We start from the raw sequence: 11,407 nt of genomic DNA on the forward strand, positions 1-11,407 counted from the left end.
ATTCACTGAGGCCGGGCTAGTGGAGCACAAGCCAGGTTATCCGGGGTCGTATCAGTTCGAAAATCCGGGACCTATGGTGGGGAAGCTCACGAGGTACAGGGCCACGTCGTCGCTCCTCGCTGCGTGCGAAGCTCATGGGGTTACACCAGCGAACGTGCGGCAATGTTTCCAATTCGACGAGGTGATGCCTTCAGAGCTGGTGCAGCTAACCAAACCATCGCGCAAGACGCCAAACACCGAGAAAGTGCAGCTGAGCTGCTGCCGGTTTGATGGACACCAAGATTGGGTGTTTTATCGAGCCAGAGGTGGGTCATGCAGAGACGGAAGTTCAGTCGAGAGTTCAAGATCGAGGCGGTCAAGCTCGTCAGGGAGCGCGGGGTATCTGTGGCGCAAGCTGGCCGAGACCTGGGCGTTCATGAGAACGTGCTGCGCAAATGGGTGAAGGAGTTCGGCTTCGACGCTGCGCAGTCCTTCCCCGGCCACGGGCAAATGAAGCCTGAGCAATTGGAGATCGAGCGGCTGCGGCGCGAGGTCAACAAGCTGAAGGCGGAGCGGGATATCCTAAAAAAGGCCGCTGCCTACTTCGCGAAGGAAGCGACATGAAGTTCGGCTTCATCGCGAAGCACCGGGGCATCTGGCCGGTGGCATGGCTATGCGAAGCGATGGGCGTGTCGCGGTCGGGCTTTCATGCCTGGCTGAACCGATCGCCCAGCGCCAGATCCCGAAGCGACGAGACCGTAGGCCAGCAGGTCAAGGTCAGCTTCCTTGCCAGTGACCGGACTTACGGCGCGCGGCGCGTCTGGCGAGACCTTCTGGCGGACGGCGTCGAATGCGGCCTGCACCGGGTCGAACGGCTGATGCGCCTGCAGGCCCTGCGGGCGCGGCCACGACGCCGGCGTCTGCCGAAGGACGCAGGCCATCGCCAGATTGCGAACGTGGCGTCGAATCTTCTGGATCGGCAGTTCGAGGCCGAGCGCCCGAACCAGAAGTGGATCGCCGACTTCACCTACATCTGGACGGCTGAGGGCTGGCTCTATGTGTCGGCGGTGATCGACCTGTTCTCGCGCCGGGTGGTCGGCTGGTCGATGAGCGCCAGCATGACCGCCCAGTTGGTTGCGGACGCCCTGTTGATGGCGGTCTGGCGGCGCGGCAAGCCGGATGCCCTGATGCATCATTCCGATCGCGGCAGCCAGTACGTCAGCGAGCAGTTCCAGCGCTTGATGGCTGATAGCGGCATCGTCTGCAGCATGAGTCGGTCCGGCAACGTCTGGGACAACGCGGCGATGGAGAGCTTCTTCTCGTCGCTGAAAACCGAACGCACCGAGCGCAAAACCTATCGCACCAGGAACGAGGCCAGAGCAGATGTGTTCGATTACATCGAGCGGTTCTACAACACGACCCGACGTCACTCGACGATCGGTTACCTCAGCCCTGTTGAGTTCGAGCGCAAGGTGGGATTAGCTTAACCCGGTGTCCATCAAACCGGCAGCAGCTCAGTGAATCGTTCGCCATGTTGGGCGCGGCCTGGATCGTGATGTCGGCACGCCCGTCGCCGGTTCGGAATCGCTGCCCGTACCCGTCGGGGCGACCGGCTTCTTCCGTGAAGATCGAGGATGGTAAATCCACTGCGGTGCCGGTCTGGGGAATGGTGTACCTGGTCCACCTCACCGGTTGCGCCGAGACCGTCGCCGTCGAGGCGACGACTGCCAACGCGAGAGCGATCATCGATTTCATCGCATTTCCTCCGGCAATCACCGTGGAAAAGCGCGAAGGTCAACTACGTTCCAACAAGCCTCACGCAGAACGAAAGCACTCGAGCTACTCGCCTTCAGCCGCAGGATTCTCCGGATCGAGCAAGCTCAGCGCCGTCTCGATCTTGGCAGAATACGCTCGATCTCTTCGCGCTCGTTCGGACCAGGATCGTTCTCGAGTTGCTCCATCAGCTCTTGCTTCTGCGCGAGCAGCTTTCCCACGGTGGACATCCCACCTCCGTTAGGTTTTCTGCAGCCTTTGAACAAGGAGGTGGTGCGCTGGCGAGGCTCGCGCCAGCCGCCTAGTGTTCAGAAGATTCCGAGAATGGCGAAAAGCGCGACCTCGCTAGGAAGGCTCCGGTCATGAGTGCCACGGTGAGAACCACGTCGCCTACGGGCATCGGGGCCATCGGCTGTAGCCTTCGTTCGAGAGCCCCTATGCTGAATTCATGACGGCATGAAAAAGTTCGGTTCCGGCAGCCGGGTTCCGGCTGTAGGTTCGCCGCCGGGCAGGACGTTTCAACAGGGGGCGCTTTATGCGATTCCTTGAGGTGTCATGCTGGTGCGTGACCGTGGCTGGCGTGGCCGTCGTCGTCGCCGTCGTCACGCTGCTCTGAAGGCCCGGCGGCGCCGGTGGCAAGGCCCGTTCAGACCGGCGACGAGCCCGTGTTCAGAAGCTGCGAGGTGACCAGTTGCGCCGGCGCGAGCGGCTTTTCGATGAGGATGCTGTTCGGAACGCCTTGCGACTTCCGCTCGTCGGAGTGGCCGCCGGTGATGTAGACCACCGGAAAATCTTATCGATCTCGCGGATCCCGCGGGCGAGGACCCAGCCATTCAGTCCGGCGCCGATGCCGATATCGGTGAGCAAAGCGTGATATTCGGGGGCGGCCGTTGCGGAACCGAGAAAGAGCCTCTTCGCCGGATGGCGCGATATCGGCCTGGAATCCGCCGTCGGCTAGAGCTTCCTCGACGATGTGCTGGAGCGAGATTTCATCCTCGACGACCAGAAAATGCGGATGCGATCGTTCACTCACGGCTCCATTGCCGACCTCAAAACCCGATAAGGACTACCCGCCGACGGCGTCGGGCGCCTCGTCACCGGCATCGTGCTGGGGTTGTTCGCCCTGCTCCTTCAGCCCGCCGCCACCTCCAGATCGGCAATCGCCTTGGCGTACTTGAGCAGGGTTGCAGCCTACCGATTGAAATACTCTCGTCCCGCCACGTCTTTCCCACTCACCACCAGCCGCCCCCGGCGAAAAGGAAAGTGCAGGTTCAGGAGATTCGTTTCTGGAAACGTACAAAAGTGAACATTTCGCTCCGGACCGGCCGAACGATTCCTTACGGCGGATGTTGGCAACTACGAGGAGGACAGCCCGCAGCAATGAGAAATCCGGTCAGCCCAGACGACCTGCCTGGCCGCGCCGTCGCCGCGGGAATCGGCGAACGCCTGCGCCAGATCTTAGGCGTCGAGACGAGCCTTCCGCCCTGGCTCAAATCCCTGCTCGATCGACTGCGCGCCTCGGAAGAGTCACCTCCCAATTAGGCCAGTCGTGACACTCGCAGTCGGACGCGCAGCCGGGGGCTGAGTCGTTCGTATGTGATCTCGCCCTCGAGCTGCTGGCCAATACGGCCGGATGCGCTGTGGCGGAAACGCCGATGCCGTTGTCCGAGACCGACAGCTGGAGGGTCCCTGTTCGAGAGCGAGACGGTGATGTGGCCCGCCGTCTCGTCGGGATATGCGTAGATATGCGTATTTGAGGGCATTGGTGACGAGCTCGCAGTCAGCGGCCGACATCCCTAGACCATGAGCACGGACAGCACGCTCTGGTCACCCAGACTTGGTCCTGCTGTTGAAGAGGCGCAGCTGTGATCTGGTGTTGCGCCGTCGGGCGCCAGGCCGGCCGCATTTGGGGCAAGTGAATACCGAAGGATCGGCACCGCTCTGAGCGCAGCGGAAGCCGCCTGTCGTCATCTCATCCGGAGGATGAAGCGCTTCGGCGCGATCGGCTCCTCAAGGAGTCTCCGTGGCGTGCCGGGCCACTTGCCGAAGCCAGCAGCATCAGAAAGAGCGCCCGATTGGCCTGGTACCTAGCAGCCGGCCGGTTGGCTTCCGAGCCCTGCATGATCGGGCGGCCCTCGGTCGTGCAGAGACACATCTGCATGCCCGGCGGCGTGGCCTGACGTGGATTTCGAAGAGCGGCAATTCGTACGACATTTGCAGCGTCCCACTTACTGCATTGTCTTTGCAGCATGCTCCAGGTTCAAGTCTTAATGAAAAAGGATTTGAAAGCTCGAATTCTTGGATATACCCTCTCTCGGTCGGAGCTCACGTTCTTGCCGCAGAATGCGAGTGAGCGGCGGGCCAAGGCCGCCCCGTACCCAAACTCCATCTTTGAGCAAACCATTCGCCATGCGGAGCGGTGCTTCCGATGGAATCATTCGGGCTGCCAACATGTCGTCTTCGCCCCGTAAGATTGCCTTGTTCATCGACGGCGCCAATCTTCACGCCACCTCCCGAAGCCTTGGCTTCGACATCGACTACAAGCGCCTTCTGAACGAATTCCAGAGCCGAGGTATCCTGCTCCGCGCCTTCTACTACTCGGCTGTCATGGAGGATCAGGAATTCTCCTCGATCCGGCCGTTGCTCGATTGGCTTGACTACAACGGCTACACCGTCGTGACCAAACGGACGAAGGAATTCGTCGACTCGTTCGGACGGCGCAAGGTCAAAGGCAATATGGACGTCGAACTCGCGGTGCATACCATGGAGCTGGCTGGTGACGTCGACGAAATGGTTCTGTTTTCGGGCGATGGCAATTCCGTTCTCTAGTGGAGGCGGTGCAGCGCCAAGGCGTGCGGGTGACGGTGGTCTCGACCATGGCGACCCAGCCGCCGATGGTCGCGGACGAGCTCCGGCGGCAGGCGGACGTCTTCAGCGACCTGATGGAGCTGCGAGCCGCGATCGGCCGGGACCTGTCCGCGCGTCCACCACCCCGCGAGCGCGGCGATGTTCGCGGTCCGCCGCTGCGCCGCGCCACCACAGCGGCGCCGCGTCCAGAGCCGGACGAACTCATCCCCTAGTTCGAGTGCACGCGCCCGGGGCGCGAGTTCGCCTTACCGGCACAATGATGAACTCCGGCGAAAAGCAGAAGCGAAGGCGCGACTGGGATGTCTGGTGCAGACGTAGCGCGACCGCCCGGTTTCGTCCGGTTTAGCCTTCTTCGACCTGTCACACGCCGGCGAGGCCGTCGCAGGCCGTTCGGGCTGCGCGATGCGCATCTTCTCGGCCGCGCACCTTCGGCACCTGAACTCCATTTCGCGTTGCGCCGAAGCGGCATCCGCGGAACGGAACGAATCAGCGCGACAGCGTTGAATCGGCATGTGTGCCGTGGCGTTGCGTCAGTCCCGTTTCGGAGTATCGCGTGTCCATGGCGCAATCAGAGCTGCAATTCCTGGTTACATCGAGCCGTGTGATCCCACGCTGCGCGAAAAGCCGCCGCGCGGCGCAGACTGGGTCTACGAGATCAAGGCCGACGGTTACCGCGCGCAACTGCACCTGGGAGATGGCGACATCAAAGTTTATTCGCGCACGGGCCTGGACTGGACGGAGCAGTTCTCGTCGATCGCAGCGAGCGCCGACCTGCTCAAGGCAAACAGCGCAGTCATCGACGGCGAGGCCGTGGTGTACGGCAGTGGCGGCCTGCCGGATTTCCAGCAGCTCAGGCGAGAACTCGGCCGAAAGCGCAGCGAGCGTGTGCGGTACCACGCCTTCGATCTCCTCTACCTCGATGGCTACGACCTGCGCCGCGTCGTGTACGAGGAACGCAAGCGCCTGCTGCAGCGGCTTCTGAAGGACGCACCGGAAACATTCATCTACGTCGAAGCGCTTGCGGCCGACGGCAACGAGGTCTTCGACAAAGGATGCAAACTGGGGCTGGAGGGCCTCATCGCCAAACGGCTCGGCGAGCCTTATCGCTCGGGTCGGCAGGACAGCTGGATCAAGCTCAAATGCAAGAAGAGCGAGACCTTTCCGATTGTCGCATTCGTGGAGAAGCTCGGCGCTCGCCCGCGCAAGGTCGCCTCGCTCTACGTTGGCCGGCGCGAGAACGGCAAGCTGCTCTACGCCGGGAAGGTGCGTACCGGCTACACCGAGACGACGGCCCGGGAATTACGCGAGCGGCTTGATCCGCTCATCCGCAAGACTTCTGCGCTCGATGTCGCGGTCAAGAAGCCAAAGGCGACCTGGGTCGAGCCCACCCTGGAAATCGAAGTCCAATATGGCGCGCTGACCGATGATGGCTTGCTCCGAGAGGCCGTATTCAAGGGCTTTCGTGACGATCTTGCGGTGCGCAAGGTCAAGGCGCCGCGACTGGTGCCCTCCGTAGCCGGCCGGCCGAAGCTGGGCGTTCCCAGAGAGAACATCCTGCAGCTTCTGCCCGACGCCGTTGTGCCGTCGAAAGAAGAACTGGCCGACTACTGGCGCAAGTTGTGGCAGAAAGCCCTCCCGCACCTCGGCCGTCGCCCGCTCAAGCTGGTGCGTCACGTGCACGGCACGACCTTCTATCACAAGGGCCCGCTGCCGAAGGACATTCCGGCCGCCGTGCACCAGCTCCGGATTCAGAAGCGCGAGGGCGGCGAAGGCACGCGCCTGTGGGTCGACAGCCTGGAAGGCTTTCTGGGCCTTGTCGAGATCGGGGCGGTCGAGTTGCACCCGTGGAATGCGACTGTCGAGGACTTCGAGCATGCCGACCGCATCGTGATCGATCTGGATCCCGGAGAGGGTGTCGACTGGGATGCGGTCGTGGAGACCGCGCTCGACCTGCGCACACTGATGAAACGCGAAGGCTTCGAGACATGGCCCAAGCTCACCGGCGGCAAAGGAATCCATCTGATGGCGCCGCTGGACCAGCCGGTGCTGCACGACAAGGCGCATCGGGTCGCGCATCAGTTGGTCTCCGCCCTCGCAGCGCGCCATCCAGACCGCTACCTCCTGTCTGCTCAGGCAAAGCGTCGCGATCGCATCTTCCTCGATTATCTGCGCAATGGCCGCGGTACCACGGCCATCGGCACCTATTCCCCACGAGCCCGAGAGGGATTTCCCATTGCAGCCCCCGTGACATGGAAGCGCCTCGAGAGCGGGATCGCGCCGGACGCCTTCACCCTGGAAAGTCCATTCCGCGTTAAGCCAAGGAGATGAGCCACATGTCGGATGCATTCGAACGATGGGTGGAATGGCGCCACAAACGTCCCCGTGACAGGCGCAGCATTCCTGCCGAACTGTACGCTGCGGTGATGTCGCTGCCCGAGGCCGATCGCTCCGACAGGCAAAGGGTGAACGAGGTGGTCCGCAGCCATGATGAAGCTCGCCGCGAGGGCAGAACCGTATGGCTCTACCTCGACTACCAATGTCCGCTTGTCCCCAATAGCGGCGCGAAAGTTGTCGGCCTTTCAAGAGGGGCCAAGCCCGGAAGTCGCTAGACCATTCGACTGGCTCACGAGGCCAAGTCGTCGAGCAACGCCTTGGCCTCTTTCAAATCGAGCGTGTCGAACCCTTCAGTGAACCAGCCGTAAACCGGAGCCAGCAGATCACGTGCCGCGGTGCGTTTGCCCTCATCGCGCCATAAGCGGGCAAGGCTCGTCGCTGCCCGGAGCTCAAGTGATTTCGCCCGTTGTTGCCGAGCGGTCTGTAAGGACTTCAGCAACCATTTGCTCCCTCCGAGCTGGCCGCGAGATAATGCCACCAACCCTCGCAGCCGGGAGATTTCCGCATCCCACCAGTGCTCGCCGCTTTGTTCCGCAATGGCAGCAGCAGCCGTCAGGGCTTCGGCTCCGCCGGGGTGGCCTGAGCGACAAAGCACTTCGCAAAAGAGCGCAAAGCTATAGGGAGCGTACTGGATCGTGCCTCGCTTCGCCGGATCAGCAAGCGCGGCGCGGTAGGAGGCAATCGCCGCCTCAATCCTATCCGGTGCTAACAACGCCCAGCCGCGGAGAACTCGTGGATCGAGCGGCAAGGCAAGGCGCTTCTCAGCCGCTAGGGTCTCTGCGCTCTCAATGCACTGCAGCACCGAAGCTGAGTCACGTCGGAACTGGTGCAATATCGACGCATGCAGACGCGCCATAGCAAGGCTGAAGGGATGGTTCACCCGTTCCGCAAGGGCCAACGCGTCATTCACGCGAGCGAGCGCCGTGTCAGGGTAGCCGAGCAGCCAGGCGCTCCAGGCACCTAGCGTTCCTGCACAGACTCCCGGGTCGTGGCCGTAGATGTGTGCGTGCGTCCGGTGCTGCTCGAAGTCATAAAGGGTTCGGCCCTTCTCGCAATGCTCCTGCGCCGGAGCGAGTTCGCCGCAGAAGAAATGTGTTGTCCAACCCGTATGATGAGCTTCGAGCCGAAGGCCGACATTATTACTCTTTTCGACCAGGCTCAGGAGCCTATCTGAAAGCTGGCGCGCCGCATTCCAATCCGACGTACGTCGGAAAGTCCACAACCCCCATATCGCGGTGAACTGAGAATCGATGTCCCCTATCTTATCGGAAAGCTCGTGCGCACGAGCGTGCGCTTTTGCTGCTTCGGCCGAGGAGAAGCCGTTGGCGTTACTAAGAGACACGCCTTTAGCGAGTTGAAGCTTGATCTCCTGCCGATCGCGCTGCGCATCCAAGAGAGATGGCAGAAGGGACAAACCACGATCGAAATGACCGACCGCCTCGGCATACGCGGAGCGGGACGCCGCAAACTGGCCCGCTTTTAGCCATTGATCAGAGGCTCGTTCCGCCTGTCCGGCACCCGTCAAATGATGGGCCAGTATCTCTGGCTGCCGATCGACCAGATCTGCGAAATGCTGCTCCAAGGTGGTGGCAACTCGTGCATGCAGCTCTTGCCGCCTTGGGCGCAGCAGCGTGCCATAGGCAGCGTCCTGCACCAGCGCGTGCTTGAATAGATAGCTGGAATACGGAGGCACACCTTGTCGGAACAACAAGCCAGCGGAGATCAGACGGTCTAAGGCGGATGCCAACTCTGGCTCCGGCTTGCTCGCAACGGAAAAAAGCAGGGTGTGAGAGAACTCTCGCCCGATCGCGGAACCGATCTGGGCCACCTCCTTGGCGGGCCCGAGCTGGTCGAGCCTCGCCATAAGCGAGGCGTGCAGGCTTGCGGGGACCGCCGCCGCAGGTGACGGAATATTGCCTGTAGTTCGCGCTTCGCCCTCGCTCTTGGTCTCCAGGACCGCCTTCGTCATCTCCTCCACAAAAAGGGGAATCCCGTCCGTGCGCTCAATGATGTCCTGCCGCACGCTCGCCGAAATAAGCTGGTTGCCCACGATGTGATCAATCACCGTCTCGATTTGGCGCTGCGCCAGCCGATTGAGGGTGAGAGCAGTGACGTAGGGCCGCCCGATCCAGTGCGGTTCGAACTCTGGACGAAACGTCACAATCAACAGCACACGGTAGCTCCGAAGCCGGTCAACGACCCCGCTGAAAGCTTCCTGACTCGTGGGATCGCTCCAATGTGCATCCTCGACGATCATTAGCACAGGTGTGGAGCGCGACAATGCCTCCACCTGTGACCCGAGCGCTTCAAATGTCCGCTGGCGGTGCTGTTCGAAGGGTATGTCGAGCACCGCGTATCGTCCGTCTTTTGGCAGCGACAGCATGTCGACGAATAGCGCCATATCCTCCAAAGAGGTTGAAGTCTGCGCCAATACTGTATCGAGCTTGTCCAGCTTCGTTTCCAGCGGGTCGTCATGCGCAAATCGTGCGGCCCGTTCCATCTGGCCGATGATCGGATAAAAAGCGCTGTCGGTATGCTGCGGCGAGCAGAAATAGCGCAATCGGGTATGCGGCTCGTTAGCGATGCTTTCCAGCAGCGCCGCCGTAAGCCGCGATTTGCCAATACCAGCCTCGCCGGAGAGCAGCACTACTTGGCCTTCACCACTCTTTGCCTTGGACCAGCGTCGCAACAGGAGTTCGAGTTCTTCGTCGCGCCCAACAAGCTCGGTCAATCCGTTCGCGTGCAAGGCCTCGAAGCGGCTTTCGACTGAAATCGGCCGCAACGCAGCCCATGCCCCTACGGCGCCTGAGATACCTTTGAGTTCTTTCGGCCCAAATTCTTCAAGCTCGAACAGATTGCCCAACAGCTTCCGAGTACTCTCCGCAATGACGACGCTGTTCGGCTCAGCAACGCCTTGCAAACGTGCCGCAAGGTTGGGCGTTTCACCGATTATGGCGTGCTCCTGAGAAGCGCCGGACCCGATGAGGTCGCCGACAACCACCAGTCCCGTTGCGATGCCGATACGCGTCTGCAGGGGCGCTCGGATCTTCAGAGCACCTACGCCATCCACCAACTCCAGCCCCGCCCGGACGGCCCGTTCCGCATCGTCTTCGTGCGCCTGCGGATACCCGAAATACACCAGTACTCCATCGCCCATATACTTCGCAACAAAGCCGCCGAACCGCCGCACGATGTCGGTGACGCACTTCTGATACGCGGAAATGATCTCGCGTAGGTCTTCAGGGTCCATGCGTGCTGAAAGTGCTGTTGAACCCACAAGGTCCGAGAACATCACAGTGACTTGGCGACGTTCGGCGGCGTCTAAGGGCGTCAACTCGGCCGTAACGCGTTGAGCTACGGCAGGGCTCCCAAGCTCCTGGATAGCCGCAAGCATTATGCGCCGATGCCCCAGCAGCACACCGATGTCCTTAAGGTCCTGATCAGTCAGATGGCGAAGTGCTGCGAAACCAATCCCGTTTTCAGCAAAACGCTGCGCGTACTCGGACATTCCGAGCTTTTGGAGCCAGTCGGCAATTTGCTGCATCGCGGCCCCTCCGGGTTTTGTGTAACCCACTCTGGACCGATAGGACCGAAAGTCTACCACGCGCGCCGACTTATTCCAGCACCCGCCGCGAGGTTGCAGGTCCGGTCAGGGTCATGAACGACAAAACTCAAGGCGAGCATAATAGGTCCGCTTTCGAGTGCCTAGCGGCCAGTTGAGCCCGACGGCCGCGCCGTGATTCAAGCCATCAGACGCAAGGGGCCGAATCATGCGCTACGAACTCACAGACAATGGTAAGCGCGAAGCCGATACCCTTGCTTCAGAATTCGAATGAACGTGCGAAAGAAGCCTCCGGCTTGGACGGAGGTTTGGGATGGGATTGGACAGCAAAAAGGACGTCCATTTGGACGGCTCAACGAGGGGGTCGGTGAGCCGGCTGGAGGTTCTTGAAGGACCATCGGGGCGCCGCGTACGTTCGGAAGCCGAGAGAGCTCGGATCGTCGCCGAGAGTCTGTTACCCGGTGCCCAGGTGTCCGAGGTGGCGCGCAAGCACGGAGCGACGCGCTGGCAGATCTACGATTGGCGGCGGCGGTTTCGACAGCGAGGCATGTTGCCGCCGCGCGATGCATCGCAGCCGACATTCGCGCCGCTGGTCGTGGAAGGTGCGTTGGAGGAGCGTCAGGTTCCGGCGATCAAGCTCGAGATCTCGATCGGCGATGTCGTGCTGCGGACGGACACAGCCATAGATGGCGAGCAGCTGTCCCGTGTGATCCGCGCGATGCGAGCGTCACGATGATCGCGGCCGGTGCCGATCTGAAGATTTACATCGCGACGCGGCCGATCGACTTCCGCTGTGGCCACGATGGGCTTGCGGCGAAGGTGCAGGAGATG

General features: G+C 61.6%; 7 protein-coding genes and 2 pseudogenes. 5 read left to right on the top strand and 4 right to left on the bottom strand.

Annotated features, from left to right (window positions below; translation table 11 throughout):
- Window positions 1-312: 312 nt before the first annotated feature.
- Window positions 313-1,466 (top strand): IS3 family transposase gene (locus tag BRA1253DRAFT_RS00115; RefSeq protein ID WP_088940822.1). Its coding sequence is split into 2 segments (ribosomal slippage): window positions 313-562 and window positions 562-1,466, totalling 1,155 coding nucleotides; the frame shifts between segments, so codons are not numbered across the junction.
- Window positions 1,467-1,497: 31 nt separating this feature from the next.
- Here the strand turns inward: BRA1253DRAFT_RS00115 and BRA1253DRAFT_RS44900 are convergent.
- The 3 genes and pseudogenes from BRA1253DRAFT_RS44900 to BRA1253DRAFT_RS46015 form a co-directional block, all read right to left on the bottom strand.
- Window positions 1,498-1,734: pseudogene (locus tag BRA1253DRAFT_RS44900) on the bottom strand (hypothetical protein); the annotation flags it as partial.
- 125 nt (window positions 1,735-1,859) lie between these two features.
- Complete coding sequence (locus tag BRA1253DRAFT_RS45770) at window positions 1,860-1,982, bottom strand: hypothetical protein (protein WP_009859160.1); 123 nt, start codon at window positions 1,980-1,982, stop codon at window positions 1,860-1,862.
- Between the two features lie 416 nt (window positions 1,983-2,398).
- A complete protein-coding gene (locus tag BRA1253DRAFT_RS46015) occupies window positions 2,399-2,536 on the bottom strand; it encodes a hypothetical protein (protein ID WP_371261288.1) in 138 nt (45 codons plus the stop codon).
- 1,667 nt (window positions 2,537-4,203) lie between these two features.
- On the opposite strand from BRA1253DRAFT_RS46015, the pseudogene BRA1253DRAFT_RS00130 reads away from it, so the two are divergent.
- The 3 genes and pseudogenes from BRA1253DRAFT_RS00130 to BRA1253DRAFT_RS43165 all read left to right on the top strand — a co-directional run bounded on the left by BRA1253DRAFT_RS00130 (window position 4,204) and on the right by BRA1253DRAFT_RS43165 (window position 7,229).
- Window positions 4,204-4,832: pseudogene (locus tag BRA1253DRAFT_RS00130) on the top strand (NYN domain-containing protein).
- Between the two features lie 298 nt (window positions 4,833-5,130).
- Window positions 5,131-6,948: a DNA ligase D gene (gene ligD, locus BRA1253DRAFT_RS00135; protein WP_009859163.1), complete on the top strand. Its 1,818-nt coding sequence runs from the start codon at window positions 5,131-5,133 to the stop codon at window positions 6,946-6,948.
- Window positions 6,949-6,953: 5 nt separating this feature from the next.
- A complete protein-coding gene (locus tag BRA1253DRAFT_RS43165; RefSeq protein WP_009859164.1) occupies window positions 6,954-7,229 on the top strand; it encodes a hypothetical protein in 276 nt (91 codons plus the stop codon).
- Between the two features lie 14 nt (window positions 7,230-7,243).
- On the opposite strand, the gene BRA1253DRAFT_RS00140 is transcribed toward BRA1253DRAFT_RS43165, so the two are convergent.
- On the bottom strand, window positions 7,244-10,558 hold the full coding sequence (locus tag BRA1253DRAFT_RS00140) for an adenylate/guanylate cyclase domain-containing protein (protein ID WP_009859165.1): 3,315 nt from the start codon (window positions 10,556-10,558) through the stop codon (window positions 7,244-7,246).
- A gap of 385 nt (window positions 10,559-10,943) precedes the next feature.
- Here BRA1253DRAFT_RS00140 and BRA1253DRAFT_RS00145 point away from each other — a divergent pair, with 385 nt between their 5' ends.
- A complete protein-coding gene (locus tag BRA1253DRAFT_RS00145) occupies window positions 10,944-11,312 on the top strand; it encodes a transposase (protein ID WP_245285822.1) in 369 nt (122 codons plus the stop codon).
- Window positions 11,313-11,407: the final 95 nt, after the last annotated feature.

It is taken from the genome of Bradyrhizobium sp. WSM1253 (assembly GCF_000244935.1).
GTDB lineage: Bacteria > Pseudomonadota > Alphaproteobacteria > Rhizobiales > Xanthobacteraceae > Bradyrhizobium > Bradyrhizobium canariense.

What these genes read in the sequence shown, in the direction of transcription:
- ligD (WP_009859163.1), top strand. Translation starts at nt 5,131, where the DNA reads ATGTGTGCCGTGGCGTTGCGTCAGTCCCGTTTCGGAGTATCGCGTGTC.
- BRA1253DRAFT_RS45770 (WP_009859160.1), bottom strand. Translation starts at nt 1,982, where the DNA reads ATGTCCACCGTGGGAAAGCTGCTCGCGCAGAAGCAAGAGCTGATGGAG.
- BRA1253DRAFT_RS00140 (WP_009859165.1), bottom strand. Translation starts at nt 10,558, where the DNA reads ATGCAGCAAATTGCCGACTGGCTCCAAAAGCTCGGAATGTCCGAGTAC.
- BRA1253DRAFT_RS43165 (WP_009859164.1), top strand. Translation starts at nt 6,954, where the DNA reads ATGTCGGATGCATTCGAACGATGGGTGGAATGGCGCCACAAACGTCCC.